This is a genomic window from Streptomyces sp. DT190, assembly GCF_049846985.1.
Classification (GTDB): domain Bacteria; phylum Actinomycetota; class Actinomycetes; order Streptomycetales; family Streptomycetaceae; genus Streptomyces.
In genome coordinates this window covers 1-18,139 of record NZ_JBNCNM010000005.1, presented here as the reverse complement: position 1 = coordinate 18,139, position 18,139 = coordinate 1, and the positions used below count along the sequence as shown (strand labels likewise).

The following is an 18,139-nucleotide window of genomic DNA, read 5'->3' as shown; positions in this document are numbered from 1 at the left end:
GTCCTCGTTCCTCACGCCGGCCCGGGTCCCGCGCCGCGCTGTTTGTAGAGGCTGATCGAAACGGTTTTGTCCTTGTCCACCGCGGAGGAGACCTTGCCCGCCAGGGCGGACAGGACGGTCCAGGCGAAGGTGTCCCGCGAGGGGGCATGACCATCCGTGGTCGGCGCCGAGACGGTGACCTCGAGTGAGTCGTCGACGAGGCGGAAGACGCAACTGAGCACCGAGCCGGGCACGGCCTGCTGCAGCAGGATCGCGCAGGCCTCGTCCACCGCGATGCGCAGGTCCTCGATCTCGTCGAGGGTGAAGTCCAAACGGGCCGCGAGACCGGCCGTGGCCGTACGCAGCACCGACAGGTAGGCACCCGCGGCCGGCAGCCGGACTTCGACGAAGTCCTGGGTCGCGGGCTCGCCTGCGATCTGGGACACCCTCACCTCCATGGTGGTACAAGCGTTTCAGGGCCGAGGGTCGCCCCCCGGGGTAACGCGATACGTGGTTCAGCGGTGACGCTATCGCGCTCTCGACGATCCTGTCCCCGGGACCCCAACCCCTTGCCGTCACTCACAGTAAACCTGTGGACACGCTCCGTGTCTAGGGGTTGGGCGGGCCCAAATGGGAAGAGCGCGCGCCGGATTGACGTACCCAGACGTCAGACGCTCGAACCGTCCTGGTCGGACCGTCCTTTGCCGGGCGGGTGCCGTCTCACACGAGGACATGGTCGACGAAGCACCAGCGCCAGGTCTCCCCGGGCTCGTGCGTCCGCATGACGGGATGACCGGACTGCTTGTGGTGCTGCGCCGCGTGCCGCCCCGGCGAGGAGTCGCAGCAGCCGACGTGACCGCAACTGAGGCACAGCCGTAGTTGCACCGGATCCGTGCCCTCCGCCAGGCACTCCGGACAGGTCTCGGTGAGCGGGCCCGGTTCGGGGTGCGGCAGCGCGTCGGCGTGCGTGCACTGTTTCATGATTGCCAGGTTACGACGGTCGAGCGGAAGACCGCGTCGAAAAAAGAGGGCGGGCGAGAACCATGGACGTGATGCCACTGCTGTTGCTGGTGGCGGGCAGCGCCGCGATCGCCGCGGCCGCGCGGCGCACCCCGGTGCCGGCGCCGCTGCTGCTGGTCGCGGCCGGTCTGGCGGTCAGTTACCTGCCGGGCGTGCCCGACTACACCCTCGACCCGCACATCGTCCTGCCGCTCATCCTGCCCCCGCTGCTGCACACGGCCGCCACCGACAGCTCCTACCTCGACCTGCGGGCGCAGCTGAGGCCGGTCGCGATGCTGTCCGTCGGGTACGTGCTCTTCGCGACCTTCGTGGTCGGCTGGGCGCTGTACCTGATCGTGCCGGGCATGCCGTTGACCGCGGCCCTGGTCTTCGGCGCGGTCGTGGCACCGCCGGACGCCGTCGCGGCGACCGCCGTGGCCCGCCGGGTCGGGCTGCCGTCGCGGGTCACCACGATCCTGCAGGGCGAGTCCCTGCTGAACGACGCGACCGCGATCACCGCCTACCGGGTCGCCCTGGCGGCCGCCGTCGGGGAGGGTGCCACCTGGGCCGGGGGCATCGGCGAGTTCCTGCTCGCGGCGATCGGCGGCGTCGTGGTCGGACTGCTTCTCATGGCGCCGATCCACTGGCTGCGCACGCACGTGAAGGAGGCGCTGCCGCAGAACACGCTCTCCCTGCTGATCCCGTTCGTCGCGTACGCCGTCGCCGAGGCGGTGCACGCCTCCGGTGTCCTCGCGGTCGTCGTGGTCGCGCTCTACCTGGGACACCGCGCGTGGGAGGTCGACTTCGCCACGCGCCTGCAGGAGGAGGCGGTGTGGAAGATGGTCGCCTTCGTCCTGGAGTCCGCGGTGTTCGCGCTGATCGGACTGCAGCTGCCCGTGGTGCTCCGCGGCCTCGGCGAGTACGAGGGCGTCGACGCCGCCTGGTACGCCGTCGCCGTCTTCCTGGTGGTCGTCGCGGCCCGGTTCGTCTGGGTGTACCCGGCGACCTTCCTGCCGCGGCTGATGTCGGCACGCATCCGGGAGCGGGAGGGGGAGCTGACCTGGAAGGGGCCGTTCGTGATCGCGTGGGCCGGCATGCGGGGCGTGGTCTCGCTGGCGATCGCCTTCTCCATCCCGCTCACCATGCACGACGGTGAGGAACCGTTCCCGCAGCGCAACCTCATCCTCTTCCTGACCTTCACGACCGTCATCGGGACCCTCGTCGTACAGGGCCTGACCCTGCCCCCGCTGATCCGTCTGCTGAAGTTCCCGGGGCGGGACGCGCAGGCCGAGACGCTCGCCGAGGCCAACGCTCAGGCGCAGGCCTCCCGGGCCGCCGAGCGGCGCCTGGACGAACTGCTGTCCGACGAGCGCAACGCCCTGCCCGCCCCCCTCGCCGACCGGCTGCGCACCGTTCTGGAGCGCCGTCGCAACGCGGTCTGGGAGCGGCTCGGGCAGGCCAACCCGGTCACCGGGGAGTCCGTCGACGACACCTACCGGAGGCTGTCGCGCGAGATGATCAGCGCCGAGCGCGAGGTGTTCGTCAGGCTCCGGGACGGCCGGTACATCGACGACGAGATGCTGCGCACGCTGCTGCGCCGGCTGGACCTGGAGGAGGCGGCGGCCTTCCGGGAGGCGGCGTAGCGGCGGGGCCTGGTCCGGACCACCGGGGCGGACCGGAGGGCTCGGGAGGCTAAGGCAGGCGGCCTGAGCTGGGGAAAGGCGCCCTGACGGCCGGGTAGGGCGGCCGGACATCAGGGAAAGGAGCAGCCGGACGTCGGAAAAGGTGCGGCCGGACGTCAGGGAAAGGGACGGCCTGTGATCACGGCCGCCACCGTCGTCCCGCGCGGGAAGGCGCCCTCGCCGGCCAGAGCGACGAGCCCGTACAGCAGCTTGGCGACATACAGGCGTTCGACGGGTAGCCCGTGCCGCTGTTCGAAGTCCGCGGCGAAGGCGTCGAGCTCGGCGGGCACGCGCGCGTAGCCGCCGAAATGGAAGCGGTCGTCCATGCTCCAGGTGCCCCGCGGCCCGCCGAAGGCGTCCCGCTGCAGGGCCTCGGTGTCAGCGGTCAGGAAGCCGCCCTTGAGGACCGGCACGCCCAGCGCGCGCTGCCCGGCCGCCAGACCGGCGGCCAGCCCCGCCAGCGTGCCGCCGGTACCGCACGCCACGGCGACGACGTCGGCCCGGCCGCGCAGCTCGGCACCGAGCTCCCGGCAGCCGCGCACCGCCTCGGCGTTGCTGCCGCCCTCGGGGACGACGTACGCGTGCTCGGCGTCCGCCGCGCGCAGCAGGCCGCTCAGGACATGCGGCTCGGACGTGCGGCGGTAGGTCGACCGGTCGGTGAAGTGCAGCCGCATGCCGTCGGCCGCGCACCGGGCCAGGGAGGGGTTGAGGGGCCGGTCGGCCAGCTCGTCGCCGCGCACGACACCGATCGTGGGGATGCCGAGCAGGCGCCCCGCCGCGGCCGTGGCGCGCAGGTGGTTGGACCAGGCGCCGCCGAACGTGACGACGGTACGGCCGGCCGCCGCAGCGAGGTTCGGCGCCAGCTTGCGCCACTTGTTGCCGATGAGCTCCGGGTGGATCAGGTCGTCCCGCTTGAGCAGCAGGCGCACGCCCCGGCGCTCGAACCGGCCGTCGACGACCTCCTGCACCGGCGAGGGCAGCCGGGGCCGGAGGCCGGCGAGGCCGGGGGTGTCGGGGGTGCCGGGGCTGGTCACCGGGCCATTGTCACCCGGGGGTGGGAGAAGCGGCGTCGGCCCTCCCACCGCGGCCGGGCTCGTCGGAGCCGCGGTCCTCGCCGGCCCGCGCGGCGGGCCGCGGCCGCCCGGCTCCGAGCCGCGGCCGCCCGGCTCCGAGCCGCGGCCGCCCGGCTCCGAGCCGGCTGCGCGCCCACGCGGTGAGCGACGGCCCGCCGCGCAGGCACCAGAGCGCGATCACCGGGTCGCAGATCGCGCAGCCCAGCGAGGAGGTGTGGGCGAACGGGATGATCGGGTTGCCCTTGATGTGGTGGACGACGTCCCACGCGGTGTGCAGCATCCAGCCGACGCCGATCCACGTCCACGACTCCAGACCGCGGAAGGCCACGTACGTCAGCAGCGCGGTGAAGGCGAACTCCCAGCCGCCCAGGCCGCCCCCGCTGAGGTAAGCGGCGCCGGCACCGGCGACCATGACCGCGTTCAGCCGCCGCCGGTGCGGTTCGCGGACCAGGGACATCACCAGGGCGTAGAGGAGGCCGATACCGATCGGCGCGACGTACTGCATGGCGGGGCCGTTTCTGGAGGCGGTGGGGGAACGGCTCATCACGCTAGAACCGGCCCCACCAGCCCCAAAGGGGTACGGCCGCCAAGTTCCCACGGGTTGCCGCCAGCCCGGCGCCGGACCCCGGCAGGGCTCTCCTCGAACGCCGCTAGGGACACCGGAGAACCACCGGATGGGACACCGGAAGAAGCGCCTCCTGCCCAGCAGTACGAAGATCCATTCCCGCTCTTTCGGGTAATACCATCGCTGCGCTGCGTGAGGAAGGCTGGTCGTGCACATCGATGCCCGAGGCGTATGGGCGTCGGTCACAACCGGGAGGGCAGTTCTCTATGTCGGTAGGCGAAGAGGTCCGCACGGAGCAGACCAAGCCGCAGCAGAGTCTCGGCACGGCGGCCGCGCGGAACCTGGCCACCACGACCAAGTCCGTGCCGCAGATGCAGGAGATCAGCTCCCGCTGGCTGCTGCGGATGCTGCCCTGGGTCGACATCCAGGGCGGTACGTACCGGGTGAACCGGAGGCTGACGTTCGCCGTGGGCGACGGGCGGCTGACGTTCGTCAAGACCGGCGATCGCGTCGAGGTCATCCCAGCGGAGCTGGGCGAACTGCCCGCGCTGCGCTCCTACGAGGACGAGGAGGTGCTCTACGAGATCGCCCGCCGCTGCGAGCAGCGGGAGATCCCGGCGGGCGAGGTGATCGTCCCCTTCGGCAGCCCGGCGGACGAGGTGTACCTGCTGGCGCACGGCCGCGTCGAGAAGGTCGGCACCGGCCCCTACGGGGACGACGAGTCCCTCGGCATCCTCGCCGACGGCGCCTACTTCGGCGACGACGCGCTGCTGAACGAGGACGCCATCTGGGAGTACACGGCCCGCGCGCTCACCGCGTGCACCGTCCTCGTCCTGCCCCGCCAGGAGTTCGCGCAGATCGCCGAGCGCTCGGACTCGCTGCGGGAGCACCTCCGGCAGCGCCGCTCGATCCCCTCGCAGCGCTCCAACAAGTACGGCGAGAAGGAGATCGACCTCGCCTCCGGCCACTCCGGGGAGCCGGACATCCCGCACACGTTCGTCGACTACGAGGCCCGGCCGCGCGAGTACGAACTGAGCGTCGCCCAGACCGTGCTGCGCATCCACACGCGCGTGGCGGATCTGTACAACCAGCCCATGAACCAGACCGAGCAGCAGATCCGGCTGACGGTCGAGGCGCTGAAGGAGCGCCAGGAGCACGAGCTCATCAACAACCGCGACTTCGGGCTCCTGCACAACTGCGAGTACGACCAGCGCATCCAGCCGCACGACGGCGTGCCCAGCCCGGACGACCTGGACGAGCTGCTCAGCCGGCGCCGCGGCACCAAGCTCCTGCTCGCCCACCCGCGCGCGATCGCCGCGTTCGGCCGCGAACTGAACAGGCGGGGACTGGTCCCGGAGACCATCGACATGGGCGGCAACCGCATCCCCACCTGGCGCGGCGTGCCGATCTTCCCGTGCAACAAGATCCCGGTGACGGAAGCGCGCACGACGTCGATCATCGCCATGCGTACCGGCGAGAGCGACCAGGGCGTCATCGGTCTGCGGGCCTCCGGCATCCCGGACGAGATCGAGCCGAGCCTGTCGGTGCGCTTCATGGGCATCAACGAACAGGCCATCATCAAGTACCTGGTCACGGCCTACTACTCGGCAGCGGTCCTGGTACCGGACGCGCTCGGTGTCCTGGAGAACGTCGAGATCGGCCGCTGGCAGTGACGCTTCCGGTACGCAGGCCGTGTCCCGCCGCGGCGGGACGGGTACACCCTGGGGGTACGCGCCCGGCGGCAGCCCAGGCGCCACCGTCCGTTCCTTCTCCGAGGCGGTCCCATGAGTGAGTCCCTCACGGAGTCCAGGACGGGGCCGACACTGCCCGCCCCCGGGCAGCGCGGCCCCGAGCCCCGGCAGGCAGCCGGGGCGCCGGAAGGGCGGGGGCCCATCGGGACGCAGCAGGACGGCGGGCCGGGACCGGCCGAGGTGCATGAGGCGGTCACACTCCTGGAGCGTGCCCGGGCGGAGGTCGACCCGGTGCTGCGGGCCGCGCTCGACTCACTGCCCGGGCCGCTCCGCCGGATCGCCCGCTACCACTTCGGCTGGGAGCAGGCGGACGGCACACCGGCCGAGGGCGGCTCGGGCAAGGCGATCCGTCCCGCGCTCGTCCTCGCGGCCGCGGCCGCCCTGGGGGGACCGGAGGCCCGGGCGAGGGCGGTCCGGGCAGCCGCGGCGGTGGAGCTGGTCCACAACTTCACGCTGCTGCACGACGACGTGATGGACCGCGACGCCACCCGCCGCCACCGGCCCACCGTCTGGGCCGTGTTCGGTGACGCCGCCGCGATCCTCGCCGGGGACGCCCTGCAGGCGCTGGCCCTGCGGCTGCTCGCCGAGGACCCGCATCCGGCGTCCTCGGCGGCCGCCGCCCGGCTCGCGGACTGCGTGGTCGAACTGTGCGCGGGGCAGCACGCGGACACGGCCCTGGAGCGGCGCGCCCCGGCCGAGGTCACGCTGGACGAGGTGCTCGCCATGGCGGAGGCCAAGACGGGCGCCCTGCTGGGCAGCGCCTGCGCGCTCGGCGCGCTGTACGCGGGGGTCGAGGAGGCCGAGGTGGCGGCGCTGGACGCCTTCGGCCGGGAGGCCGGGCTGGCCTTCCAGCTGATCGACGACATCATCGGCATATGGGGCGACCAGAGCCGCACCGGCAAGCCCGTCGGCGCGGATCTGGCCGCCCGCAAGAAGTCCCTGCCGGTGGTCGCGGCCTTCGTCTCCGGCACGCCCGAGGCCGCCGAACTCGCCGACCTGTACGCACGACCCGGTGACACCGAGGACCTGGAGCACATCGCCCTGACCGTGGAGCGCGCGGGCGGCCGTGACTGGGCGCAGGACCAGGCGGCCGACCGGATGGTCCAGGCGATGCAGCAACTGGCCCGTGCGGTACCGGATCCCGAGGCGGCGGGCGGTCTGCTGGCCCTCGCCGAGTTCGTGACCCGGCGCAGCGGCTGACGGCCGACGGCGGCGGAGGTTGATGGCACGACATCTGACGGCTCTCCGGGTGACCGGAGGGCAGAGCTCCGGGGCACCGGGGCCGTGCGGATCCTGACCCCGCACGGTCTCCGGGCTCCGGCCGGCGGGTCCCGCACTGCCCCACGGTGTGCGGGGCCCGTCCCTCTTTTGTCACGTGCCCCGCCCCCCTCACTCGTGTCACGTGCCCCGCTTTGGACGGCGTTCGACGCGTTTCCGCCAAGGTCCCGGTCCGTCTCCCCGCCTCGGGCCCGGGCCGCCCTACGATCAACGCCCGTCGGCACCGGTGAGCGGCACCGGCGGCCGGCACGACCGAAGGGGCGGGGACATGGGCGTGGCGATCCGGACGGCGGGCGAGGCGGACCGGGAACTGATCGTCCGGCTCCTGGATGAGGCCTTCCAGGACGACCCCGTCAGCGGCTGGGTCTTCCCCGGCGCGGCGGACCGCCGTGCCAAGCACCCCGGGCTCATGGCCGCCTTCACCGACATCGTGCTCGCCTCCGGCCGCATCGACGTCACCGAGGACGGCTCCGCCTGCGCGCTGTGGCTCTCCATGCCGGCCGAGGACGGCCACGGCGCGGACGGCCACGGCCCGGACGGCCACGGCGAGGACGGCCTCGCCGACGAGGACGACGGCCCGGCCCAGGTGCGGCAGGCCGTCGACCCGGACAACCCGCGCATCGAGGAGATCGGCCGTCTCACGGCCGCGATCCACCCCTCCGGGCGGGCCCACGAGTACCTGTGGATGATCGGCGTGGCCCCCGGCCGTCAGGGCGAGGGGCTCGGTACCGCGCTCATCGGGTCGGTCCTCGACCGTTGCGACCGCGAAGGGCTGCCCGCGTATCTGGAGGCGAGCAGCGCCCGCAGCCGCAAGCTGTACGAACGTCTCGGCTTCGAGCTCTCCGGCCCGGTCCTGGACCTCCCCGACGGCCCGGCCATGTGGCCGATGTGGCGCGAGCCGCGCACCGAGAGGGCCGCGTAGCCCCGTACGGCGAGGTCAGCCCCGTCCCCGTACGGCGAGGACACTCCCGTCACCCACGGCGAGGGGCACCCGGTCCCCGTACGGCGAGGACACCCCCGTCACCCACGGCGAGGGCCCGGTCCCCCTCCGGCCGCACGGTCGCCAAGCACGCGGGCCCGCACCGGCCTACCCTGAAGGCATGGGCAGCGACGAGCACGTCTGTCCGACCTGCGGACAGCCAGTGGAAACAGTCGTCCGGCGGCACAAGACGCTGGGCACATGGGTCCCGAAGTGGGTGGCGGGCCCCTGCCGCAATCCCGACTGCGGGGCTTATGACGCGGAGGACTCGGAAGCCGGCCGCCCGGCCGAGGGCGCCCGGCCCGCCGAGCACGCCGGGACGGCCCGGTCCGCCGAGGGCTCCGTTCCTGCGGTGACCACCCGACCCGTGACGACCCCGGCGGAGACGGCTCCGCCGGAGACGGCCCCCGGAGAGACCGTCACCAAGAACCCCTGAGCCCGGCGTGCGCACCAGGGCCGGGGCGCCGGGGCTCGGGGCCCAGGGGCAAGTCGGACTAGACCCGCGGCCGGCCCGTCTCCGGGTCCCGGGTCGTCAGGCAGTACGTGCCGCCCGCCGGGTCGCGCATCACCGTCCAGCCGGAGAAGCCGGCCACGAACGCGGCCCCGAGCGTCTCGTGCCACGCCCGGGTCTCCGCCGCGTCCGCGCAGGCGAGGTCGAGGTGGGCGGAGGCCGGGCGTTCCGTGCCGAGGCGTTGCAGGAGCAGCCGGATCGGCAGTTCCGGCGGCGGTTCGACCACGTGGAACTCGGGGAGGGAGCCCGGCCGGGACTCCCAGCCGGTCAACAGCGCGCTCCAGAAGGCGACTTCCGCCGCGTACGCCGACGGCGGCACGTCCACGCACACCTGGTCGAGCCGGCTGCCCCGCACCACGCCCGGCCGGGACGCCTGCCCCTGCCAGGCGTCCGCGCAGAACAACTGCCCGCCCGGTGAGCGCAGGACGACGAGCGAGTCGACGTCCCGCACCACCCGCGCCCCGAGCCGCACCGCCGAGTCGGCGAACCCTCGTACGTCGTCGACGCAGAAGTCCAGGTGCGCGCCGCCGGGACCCGATGCGACCGCCTGGGCCTTGACGCAGGCGTCGGCGCCGTCCGGGAGCAGCGTGACGAACTCGCGCCGCTCACCGCGCGGTTCGGAGAGCCGGGTGGCGGTGACCGCCGTCCAGAAGTCACAGGCGGCGCCGAAGGCGGCGTGCGGCCGGTCGGCGAAGGCGTAGGTCCAGCGGATGCTCATGGCCGTGATCGTAGAGCGGGCACGCCACGGCCACCTGCGTGAACCTTGACCTGCCTGCGCCTCGCCGTCCCCGCCCGCCGGCCCGGGCTTGTTTGCATGCAGCAATGGACCACATCACGTTCCTCGTGGCCGTCGTCATCGTCACGGCGCTCGCCTTCGACTTCACCAACGGATTCCACGACACGGCGAACGCGATGGCCACGTCCATCGCCACCGGCGCGCTCGCGCCGCGCAGAGCGGTCCTGATCAGCGGTGTCCTCAACGTGGTCGGTGCCTTCCTGTCCACCGAGGTCGCCAGGACGATCTCGGGCGGCATCGTGGACGACACCCTCGTCACCCCGGGGATGATCTTCGCGGGGCTCGTCGGGGCCATCCTGTGGAACCTGCTGACCTGGCTCGTCGGCCTGCCGTCCAGCTCCTCGCACGCCCTGTTCGGCGGGCTGATCGGGGCCGTGTGGGTGGGGGCGGGCAACCACGGGGTCGACTTCGGCCAGGTCGTCGAGAAGGTGCTGGTCCCCGCGGTGGCCTCACCGGTCGTGGCCGGGGTGGCGGCGCTGCTGGCCACCGTCCTCGCCTACCGGCTCACCGACCGCGCGAGCGAGGAGTCCGTGACGAAGGGCTTCCGGATCGGCCAGATCGCCTCCGCCTCGCTCGTCTCCCTCGCCCACGGCACCAACGACGCCCAGAAGACCATGGGCGTCATCACCCTCACCCTGATCGCGGCCGGCGCGCTCGGCCCCGACGCCGGCCCGCCCCTGTGGGTGGTCGCCTCCGCGGGCATCGCGATCGGCCTCGGCACCTACCTCGGCGGCTGGCGGATCATCCGCACCATGGGCAAGGGCCTCACCGAGATCCGGTCGCCGCAGGGCTTCGCGGCCGAGACCGCCTCCACGACCGTCATCCTGACCTCCGCCCACCTCGGCTTCGCCCTGTCCACCACCCAGGTCGCCTCGGGCAGCATCCTCGGCGCGGGGCTCGGCCGCAGGCTCGCGGAGGTCCGCTGGGGCGTCGCGGGCCGGATGGCGGTCGCCTGGATGCTCACCCTGCCCGCCTCCGGGCTGGTCGGAGGCGCGGCCGCCGCGATCGTGCAGAGCGGCGGCGACGTCGGCACGGCGGTCGTCGCCGTGGTCGGCGCGGCCCTCGCCGCGGTCATCGTGCTGCTCTCGCGCCGCAACCCGGTGCACGCGCGGAACGTCAACGACACGCACGAGGTCGGCCTGCACAGCGATCCGCCGTCCAAGGTCGGCGCGGCCGCCTGAGGCGACCGGGGGCCGGCACCCGGCCGGGCGGGAGCGCCGGGAGGGAGCGCACAGGACTGCCGGGGCCCGGGCCGCGCCGGGCGCGTACGACGAAGGGGCCCGGCCGTATCGACGGCCGGGCCCCTTCGGGGTGCGCGGCGCTCAGGCCTTCTTGGTCTCCCAGAAGATCTTGTCGATCTGGGCGATGTAGTCCAGCGCCTTCTGGCCGGTGGCCGGGTCGGTCGACGCCTTGGCGGCCGAGAGGGCCTTCAGGGTGTCGTTGACCAGCTGGTGCAGCTCCGGGTACTTCTCGAAGTGCGGGGGCTTGAAGTAGTCGCTCCAGAGCACCGAGACGTGGTGCTTCGCGAGCTCGGCACGCTGCTCCTTGATGACGGTGGCGCGGGCCTGGAAGTGCGGGTCGTCGTTTCCGGCCATCTTCTCCTGGACGGCCTTGACCGACTCCGCCTCGATGCGGGCCTGGGCGGGGTCGTAGACACCGCAGGGAAGGTCGCAGTGCGCGCTGACCTTGACCTTGGGTGCAAACAGGCGGGAAAGCATGGAGCATTCCTTCCTCGTGATCGTCTTCTCACAGGGGACATTACTCCGTGGGGGAGGGGTTTTCGCGAGTGCCCCCTAGGGCTTAGGACAAAAGTCCGGGGTGAGACTGAGACTGGTGGAGGAAAGAACCGGGGAGGTGCCGGGTGATGCCGGAGCTGTCGCAGGAGTCCGAGCGGGGGAGGCCGGCCGCTCCGTTCGGGGTGGCCGAGGTGACCGGGCCGTCCATGGTGCCGACGCTGTACCACGGGGACCGGCTCCTGGTGCACTACGGCGTCCGGATCAAGGCCGGTGACGTCGTCGTGCTGCGGCATCCCTTCCAGCAGGACCTGCTCGTGGTGAAGCGGGCCGCCGAGCGGCGCGAGAACGGCTGGTGGGTGCTCGGCGACAACGCCTACGCGGGCGGCGACAGCACCGACTACGGCGTCGTGCCCGACGACCTGGTGCTGGGCCGGGTCCGGTTCCGCTACCGGCCGCTCAGGCCCGGCCGGCGCTCGCCGTGGGCGCTGCTCGGCTGGGCGCTGTCGGCCGCCAGGCCGGTCTTCTCGGGCAGGCCGGGCCGGGCCGCCTCCAGGCGTTTGCGGGCCCGGTAGGCCGCCACGTTGGCGCGGGTCGCGCAGCGGTCGGAGCAGTAGCGCCGGGAGCGGTTGGTCGAGGTGTCCAGGTAGGCGTTGCGGCAGGGCGGGGCCTCGCACAGACCGAGGCGGTCCACGCCGTACTCGGTCAGGTGGAAGGCCAGGCCCATCGCGGCGATCGCCGCGTAGCCCGCGGTCGCGTTCGACGGGTGGTCCGCCAGGTGCATGTGCCACAGCGGGCGGCCGTCGTCGTCCCGGAAGTCGTGCCCGGAGATCTGCGGGCTCACCGGGAACTCCAGCAGCAGCGAGTTCAGCAGGTCCACGGCGAGCTGCTCGTCACCGCTGTCGGCCGCCTCGAAGACCGCGCGCAGCCGGGCCCGCACCGAACGGAAGCGGGTCACGTCCGCGTCCGTGGCGCGGCGGGCCGCCGACTGCTGGCCGCCGAACAGGTCGCGAACGGCCTCGACCGACGTCAGGGTGTCCTTGCCCCGGGCCGGCTCCTCGGTGTTGACGAGACGCACGGCGTAGTCCGAGTAATAGGCCAGTTCCACTTGTAGTCCTTACGGAGGGGCTTTAGGGTCGTGAGCGCGCACTGGTAAGAGCTGATGGTGCATCCAGGGTATTACGAGGGAGGGGCTCGATGACGGACGCGGACATCCGGACCGCCACCACCGACTGGCAGGCCTGGCAGGAGAGCTGGGACCGGCAGCAGGAGTGGTACATGCCCGACCGCGAGGAGCGGTTCCGGATCATGCTCGACATGGTCGAGGCCGTCGTGGGCACCGCCCCGCGCGTCCTGGACCTCGCCTGCGGCACGGGCAGCATCACCGCCCGGCTGCTCGCCCGGTTCCCGGACGCCACCAGCACCGGCGTCGACCTCGACCCGGCGCTCCTCGCCATCGCCGAGGGCACCTTCGCGGGCGACGACCGGGTCACCCTCGTCAGCGCCGACCTCAAGGACCCCGACTGGCCGGCGCGGCTGCCGCACGCGTCGTACGACGCCGTCCTGACCGCGACGGCCCTGCACTGGCTGCACCGGGAACCTCTCGCGGAGCTCTACGGCCGGATCGCCGGACTCGTCCGCGACGGCGGTGTCTTCATGAACGCGGACCACATGATCGACGAGACGACGCCCCGGATCAACGCCGCCGAACGCGCGCAGCGCCACGCCCGCATGGAACAGGCCAGGGAATCCGGCGTGCTCGGCTGGACCGAGTGGTGGCAGCTCGCCGCGAAGGACCCGCTCCTCGCGGGCCCCACGGCCCGGCGCTACGAGATCTACGGCGACCACGCCGACGGCGACATGCCGTCGGTGCAGTGGCACGCGCGCGTGCTGCGCGAGAAGGGATTCGGCGAGGCCAGGCCCGTGTGGTGCTCGCCCTCGGACACCCTGCTGCTCGCCATGAAGTAGCCCGTGCGAAGGGGGCGGCACGGAGATCCCGTGCCGCCCCCTCACGTGCGGACCCTCAGAGGACCTTGGACAGGAACGACTTCGTCCGCTCGTGCTGCGGGTTCGTCAGCACCTCGCGCGGGTGACCGGATTCGACCACCACACCGCCGTCCATGAACACCAGGCTGTCGCCCACCTCGCGGGCGAAGCCCATCTCATGGGTGACGACGACCATCGTCATACCGGACTCGGCGAGGTCGCGCATGACGTCCAGGACGTCACCCACCAGCTCCGGGTCCAGCGCCGAGGTCGGCTCGTCGAACAGCATCAGCTTCGGGTCCATGGCCAGGGCCCGGGCGATGGCGACGCGCTGCTGCTGGCCGCCGGAGAGCTGCGAGGGGTAGTTGCCCGCCTTGTCGGCCAGACCCACCCGGTCCAGCAGCTCCAGGGCCCGCAGCCGCGCCTGGCCCTTGTTCACGCCCTTGACCTGGACCGGCGCCTCCATGACGTTCTCCACGGCCGTCATGTGCGGGAACAGGTTGAAGCGCTGGAAGACCATGCCGATGTCACGGCGCTTCCGGGCGACCTCGCTGTCCTTCAGCTCGTAGAGCTTGTCGCCCTTCTGCCGGTAGCCGACCAGTTCGCCGTCGACGTACAGGCGGCCGGCGTTGATCTTCTCCAGGTGGTTGATGCACCGGAGGAAGGTCGACTTGCCGGAGCCGGACGGTCCGATGAGGCAGAACACCTCGCCGGCCTTCACCTCCAGGTCGATGCCCTTGAGGACCTCGACGGGGCCGAAGGACTTGTGGACGCCCTCGGCCTTCACCATGGCGGTCATGCGGTGCCTCCCGTCGTCGACGAGCGGTTGGACAGGGACAGCACGTTCGCCTTGATCTTCTGGAACGGCGTGGCCGGGAGCGAGCGGCTCGAACCACGCGCGTAGTACCGCTCCAGGTAGTACTGGCCGACGCTGAAGACCGAGGTCAGCAGCAGGTACCAGGCCGCCGCCAGGAACAGCATCTCGGCGGGGGCACCGGAGGTCTGGCCGATGTCCTGGCCGGCGCGGAGCAGTTCGGGGTACTGGACGACCGAGACCAGCGAGGTCGTCTTCAGCATGTTGATGACCTCGTTGCCCGTCGGCGGCACGATCACGCGCATCGCCTGCGGGATCACGATCCGGCGCAGCGTCCTGGAGTGGCTCATGCCCAGGGCGTGCGACGCCTCGGTCTGGCCCTCGTCGACCGAGAGCAGACCGGCGCGGCAGATCTCCGCCATGTACGCGGCCTCGTTCAGGCCGAGGCCCAGCAGCGCCGTCAGGAACGGGGTCATGAAGTCCGACCACTCGTCCTTGTAGAACGGCCCGAGGTTGATGTACTCGAAGACCAGGCCCAGGTTGAACCAGACGATCAGCTGGACCAGGACCGGGGTGCCGCGGAAGAACCAGATGTAGAACCAGGCGATCGACGAGGTCACCGGGTTCTTCGACAGGCGCATCACGGCGAGCAGGACACCGCCGACGATGCCGATCGCCATGGACAGCACGGTCAGCAGGAGCGTCTTGCCGACGCCGTCGACGATGCGGTCGTCGAAGAAGTAGTCCGGGATCGCGTCCCAGTTGATCTTGCCCTGGGCGAACGCGTAGACGACGCCGCCCAGCAGGGCGATGGCGACGACGGCGGAGATGTACCGCCCGTAGTGCCGGACCGGGATGGCCTTGATGGCCTCCGGCCCGGCCGGGGGCGTGTCGCCCGCCGTCTTGTCGATGTCAACAGTCACGGGTGTTGCCTTTCAGTGCCGCTGCGTCGCGGTCACTTGCCGCCGTTGATCGTGGCCTCGTCGACGGAGCCGTCGGTGACGCCCCACTTCTTGAGGATCTTCTCGTACTCGCCGTTGTCGATGATGGCGTCGAGAGCGGCCTTGAGGGCGTCCCGCAGCTCCGTCTGGTTCTTGGCGACCGCGATGCCGTACGGAGCGGCCTCGACCTGCTCGCCGACCAGCTGGAAGTCCTTGCCGCCGCCGGAGGTCTTCACGGCGTACGCGGCGACCGGGAAGTCGGACGAGCCGGCGTCGGCGCCGCCCGCGCGCAGGCGGGTCTGGGCCTGCTGGTCGTTGTCGAAGGGCTCGATGGCGATCTTCTTGCCGGACGGGCACTTCTTCGACTCGGCCTTGGCGAGGTCCTCGGAGACCGTGCCGCGCTGCAGCACGATCTTCTTGCCGCACAGGTCGGACCAGGTCTTGATGCCCTGGTCGTCGCCCTTCTTGGTGTAGATCGACACACCGGCGGTGAAGTAGTCGACGAAGTCGACGCCCTCGCCGACCTTCTTGCCGGTGTCGGAGTCGATGCCCTCCTGGCGGTCCTTGGTGTCGGTCATCGCGGACATGGCGATGTCGTACCGCTTGGAGCGCAGACCGGTGATCAGCGTGTCGAAGGTGCCGTTCTCGAACTGGAAGTCGACACCGAGCTGCTTGCCCATGGCGGCGGCGATGTCCGGGTCGATGCCGACGACCTTGCCGGAGCTGTCCTTGAACTCGACCGGGGCGTAGGCGATGTCCGAACCGACCTTGATGACGCCCTTGTCGCGGATCGCCTTGGGCAGCTTGTCGGCGAGCGGGGCGGAGGCCGTCGCGGTCTCGCTGTCCGAGCCGTTGTCCTTGGTCTGGTCACCGCATCCGGTGAGCATCAGCGCGCCTGCGACCGCGATCGCACCGACCGCTGCTAGCCGGGAGCGGGCGGCGGTCGTACGACGGGTGGAGCTTGCGGTCATGGTGGGTTCCTCCGGCGGATGGGTGGAGTTGCCGATGGGGCTCAGCGCTGCCGATGGGTTCGGCAGTGCCGTGGCCTGCCGACGGGGTCGGCAGCGCCGTGGGTCGACGAGAACACACGTCTTCGAGTGTCGCGACCTCGTGTGATTACGGCATCTTGCCATTCGGACTGCGCCATTCTGGGGGCCAGCCATGTCAAAATCGGATAACGGGCGACCCCCGAACCGCACCACTCCGGTACATCACGGCCGGACCTTCTGTGGGAATGCTTCCTTCCGGCCGGAAGATCTTCGGCATATCCCGGGATTTCGGCACGTGGGCCGTGGACTTCACCGCTGCTTGAGTGGTTCTCGATGGTTTGTCCAGGCCTTGTCCCGATTTTGGACGAAGAGTCAGGGCACCGGCATGTGACCTTGGCGTTATGGACTCGTCCTCGGTGCCTTCCGTCCGGTAAGAAGGGTCTTTACACCCCTCATCCGGGGCTCAGGGCGCGTGTGCGGCGCGCCCGTCGCGTACGCGCCCGTACGTATCACGTACATGCACGACCTCGGCCGTGCGCGGTCCCGCCCACCCCTCACCAGGAGTGGCCACCCTCAAACCGATGAAGATTTAAGGGGTAAAACGAAGTGGCAGCGGAGATCGTCAATCCTCGCAGCGAGAGCAAGACCGGTGATGCGGGCAGCGAGGGCGGTGCGGAGCCCCTCGACTCCCTCGACTCCCTCGACTCCTTCGATCCGGCATTCGCGCTGCACCGCGGCGGCAAGATGGCTGTGCAGGCCACCGTGCCGGTCCGTGACAAGGACGACCTGTCCCTGGCGTACACGCCCGGCGTCGCGAAGGTGTGCAGCGCGATCGCGGAGCAGCCGGAGCTGGTGCACGACTACACGTGGAAGTCCTCGGTCGTCGCCGTCGTGACGGACGGTACGGCCGTGCTGGGGCTCGGTGACATCGGGCCCGAGGCCTCCCTCCCGGTGATGGAGGGCAAGGCCATCCTGTTCAAGCAGTTCGGCGGCGTGGACGCGGTCCCGATCGCGCTGAACTGCACGGACGTCGACGAGATCGTCGAGACCGTGGTGCGGCTTGCGCCGTCGTTCGGCGGGGTCAACCTGGAGGACATCTCGGCGCCGCGGTGCTTCGAGATCGAGCGGAAGCTGCAGGAGCGGCTGGACATCCCGGTCTTCCACGACGACCAGCACGGTACGGCGGTCGTGACGCTGGCCGCCCTGCGGAACGCCGCGCGGCTGAGCGGGCGGGCCGTCGGTGACCTGCGGGCCGTCATCTCCGGCGCGGGGGCGGCGGGTGTCGCCATCGCGAAGATGCTGGTCGAGGCCGGGATCGGGGATGTCGCGGTGGCCGACCGCAAGGGTGTCGTGTCGGCGGACCGGGACGACCTCACGCCGGTCAAGCGGGACCTGGCCGGGTTCACGAACAAGGCCGGGATCACCGGGTCGCTGGAGACGGCGCTGGCCGGGGCCGACGTGTTCATCGGGGTCTCGGGAGGGACCGTGCCGGAGTCCGCGGTCGCGTCCATGGCCGAGGGCGCGTTCGTCTTCGCCATGGCGAACCCGAACCCGGAGGTGCACCCCGAGGTCGCGCACAAGTACGCGGCTGTGGTCGCCACCGGGCGGTCGGATTTCCCGAACCAGATCAACAACGTGCTCGCGTTCCCGGGGATCTTCGCGGGGGCCCTGCAGGTGCGGGCCTCGCGGATCACGGAGGGCATGAAGCTGGCCGCGGCGGAGGCGCTGGCGGCCGTGGTCGGGGACGACCTCGCGGCCGACTACGTCATCCCCTCTCCGTTCGACGAGCGGGTGGCGCCGGCGGTGACGGCGGCCGTGGCGGCGGCGGCCCGGGCCGAGGGTGTCGCGCGTCGCTGACACCGCGAGTGAAGTGGTGAGGTGACCCCGTCCGGGCTGGGCGGGGTCATTTCTTTGCCGGGGATCGGCTGTTCAGGTGGTGTGCGGGGTGTGCGGGGTGTGCGTGGGGGGGCTTCGCGTCTTCGCCTGACGGGGGGTGGTGGGGCGGGGGGGGGGGGGGGGGGGGGGGGGGGGGGGGGGGGGGGGGGGGGGGGCGGCGGGGGGCG

At 71.6% G+C, this 18,139-nt stretch carries 17 protein-coding genes and 2 pseudogenes; 9 read left to right on the top strand and 10 right to left on the bottom strand.

The features are described 5' to 3' along the window. Positions 1-11 precede the first annotated feature (11 nt). Positions 12-425, bottom strand: coding sequence for a hypothetical protein (locus ACPXCS_RS11475; RefSeq protein ID WP_003992877.1), 414 nt, complete (start codon positions 423-425; stop codon positions 12-14). A 274-nt stretch (positions 426-699) separates the two neighbouring features. Continuing rightward, positions 700-960 carry a UBP-type zinc finger domain-containing protein gene (locus ACPXCS_RS11470; protein ID WP_425946440.1) on the bottom strand — a complete coding sequence of 87 codons (261 nt, stop codon included), beginning with the start codon at positions 958-960 and terminating at the stop codon, positions 700-702. 62 nt (positions 961-1,022) lie between these two features. Between ACPXCS_RS11470 and ACPXCS_RS11465 the strand changes: the two genes are divergently transcribed. Then, positions 1,023-2,621, top strand: a complete 1,599-nt coding sequence (locus ACPXCS_RS11465; protein ID WP_425946439.1) for a Na+/H+ antiporter — start codon at positions 1,023-1,025, stop codon at positions 2,619-2,621. 155 nt (positions 2,622-2,776) lie between these two features. Here ACPXCS_RS11465 and ACPXCS_RS11460 read toward each other — a convergent pair whose 3' ends face one another. Together ACPXCS_RS11460 and ACPXCS_RS11455 are read right to left on the bottom strand one after the other, a co-directional pair. Next, a complete protein-coding gene (locus tag ACPXCS_RS11460; RefSeq protein ID WP_425946438.1) occupies positions 2,777-3,694 on the bottom strand; it encodes a 1-aminocyclopropane-1-carboxylate deaminase/D-cysteine desulfhydrase in 918 nt (305 codons plus the stop codon). A 145-nt stretch (positions 3,695-3,839) separates the two neighbouring features. Then, a pseudogene (locus ACPXCS_RS11455) lies at positions 3,840-4,238 on the bottom strand (DUF6010 family protein); the annotation flags it as partial. Positions 4,239-4,564: 326 nt separating this feature from the next. Here ACPXCS_RS11455 and ACPXCS_RS11450 point away from each other — a divergent pair. The 4 genes from ACPXCS_RS11450 (at position 4,565) to ACPXCS_RS11435 (ending at position 8,742) form a co-directional block, all read left to right on the top strand. Then, positions 4,565-5,971, top strand: coding sequence for a family 2B encapsulin nanocompartment shell protein (locus ACPXCS_RS11450; protein WP_425946437.1), 1,407 nt, complete (start codon positions 4,565-4,567; stop codon positions 5,969-5,971). 111 nt (positions 5,972-6,082) lie between these two features. Next, complete coding sequence (locus ACPXCS_RS11445) at positions 6,083-7,249, top strand: family 2 encapsulin nanocompartment cargo protein polyprenyl transferase (protein ID WP_425946436.1); 1,167 nt, start codon at positions 6,083-6,085, stop codon at positions 7,247-7,249. 346 nt (positions 7,250-7,595) lie between these two features. Further along, positions 7,596-8,249: a GNAT family N-acetyltransferase gene (locus ACPXCS_RS11440; protein ID WP_425946435.1), complete on the top strand. Its 654-nt coding sequence runs from the start codon at positions 7,596-7,598 to the stop codon at positions 8,247-8,249. 178 nt (positions 8,250-8,427) lie between these two features. After that, the gene (locus ACPXCS_RS11435) at positions 8,428-8,742 is read left to right on the top strand and encodes a hypothetical protein (protein ID WP_425946434.1); all 315 of its coding nucleotides are present in this window, start codon (positions 8,428-8,430) and stop codon (positions 8,740-8,742) included. A 58-nt stretch (positions 8,743-8,800) separates the two neighbouring features. Here ACPXCS_RS11435 and ACPXCS_RS11430 read toward each other — a convergent pair whose 3' ends face one another. Further along, the gene (locus tag ACPXCS_RS11430; protein ID WP_425946433.1) at positions 8,801-9,535 is read right to left on the bottom strand and encodes a VOC family protein; all 735 of its coding nucleotides are present in this window, start codon (positions 9,533-9,535) and stop codon (positions 8,801-8,803) included. Positions 9,536-9,639: 104 nt separating this feature from the next. Between ACPXCS_RS11430 and ACPXCS_RS11425 the strand changes: the two genes are divergently transcribed. Further along, positions 9,640-10,794, top strand: a complete 1,155-nt coding sequence (locus tag ACPXCS_RS11425; protein WP_425946432.1) for an anion permease — start codon at positions 9,640-9,642, stop codon at positions 10,792-10,794. A gap of 141 nt (positions 10,795-10,935) precedes the next feature. Here the strand turns inward: ACPXCS_RS11425 and sodN are convergent, their stop codons facing one another. Further along, positions 10,936-11,331 carry a superoxide dismutase, Ni gene (gene sodN / locus ACPXCS_RS11420; RefSeq protein ID WP_004983535.1) on the bottom strand — a complete coding sequence of 132 codons (396 nt, stop codon included), beginning with the start codon at positions 11,329-11,331 and terminating at the stop codon, positions 10,936-10,938. A gap of 146 nt (positions 11,332-11,477) precedes the next feature. On the opposite strand from sodN, the pseudogene sodX reads away from it, so the two are divergent. After that, a pseudogene (gene sodX, locus ACPXCS_RS11415) lies at positions 11,478-11,729 on the top strand (nickel-type superoxide dismutase maturation protease); the annotation flags it as partial. Positions 11,730-11,794: 65 nt separating this feature from the next. On the opposite strand, the gene ACPXCS_RS11410 reads toward sodX, so the two are convergent. Further along, on the bottom strand, positions 11,795-12,454 hold the full coding sequence (locus ACPXCS_RS11410; RefSeq protein ID WP_425946431.1) for a CGNR zinc finger domain-containing protein: 660 nt from the start codon (positions 12,452-12,454) through the stop codon (positions 11,795-11,797). A gap of 89 nt (positions 12,455-12,543) precedes the next feature. Here ACPXCS_RS11410 and ACPXCS_RS11405 point away from each other — a divergent pair, with 89 nt between their 5' ends. After that, the gene (locus ACPXCS_RS11405; protein ID WP_425946430.1) at positions 12,544-13,314 is read left to right on the top strand and encodes a class I SAM-dependent methyltransferase; all 771 of its coding nucleotides are present in this window, start codon (positions 12,544-12,546) and stop codon (positions 13,312-13,314) included. A 55-nt stretch (positions 13,315-13,369) separates the two neighbouring features. Here the strand turns inward: ACPXCS_RS11405 and ACPXCS_RS11400 are convergent, their stop codons facing one another. From ACPXCS_RS11400 to ACPXCS_RS11390, 3 genes are read right to left on the bottom strand one after another with little or no spacing between them, the layout of a single operon-like run. After that, positions 13,370-14,131 carry an amino acid ABC transporter ATP-binding protein gene (locus ACPXCS_RS11400; RefSeq protein ID WP_425946429.1) on the bottom strand — a complete coding sequence of 254 codons (762 nt, stop codon included), beginning with the start codon at positions 14,129-14,131 and terminating at the stop codon, positions 13,370-13,372. After that, positions 14,128-15,069 (bottom strand): amino acid ABC transporter permease, encoded by a 942-nt coding sequence (locus ACPXCS_RS11395; RefSeq protein WP_425946428.1) that lies wholly within the window; start codon positions 15,067-15,069, stop codon positions 14,128-14,130. Before ACPXCS_RS11395 ends, ACPXCS_RS11400 begins: the two co-directional genes overlap by 4 nt. Positions 15,070-15,101: 32 nt before the next feature. After that, entirely contained in the window at positions 15,102-16,058 is a 957-nt protein-coding gene (locus ACPXCS_RS11390; protein ID WP_425946427.1) for an ABC transporter substrate-binding protein, read from the bottom strand. A gap of 624 nt (positions 16,059-16,682) precedes the next feature. Here ACPXCS_RS11390 and ACPXCS_RS11385 point away from each other — a divergent pair. Next, positions 16,683-17,933, top strand: coding sequence for an NAD(P)-dependent malic enzyme (locus tag ACPXCS_RS11385; protein ID WP_425946426.1), 1,251 nt, complete (start codon positions 16,683-16,685; stop codon positions 17,931-17,933). Positions 17,934-18,139: the final 206 nt, after the last annotated feature.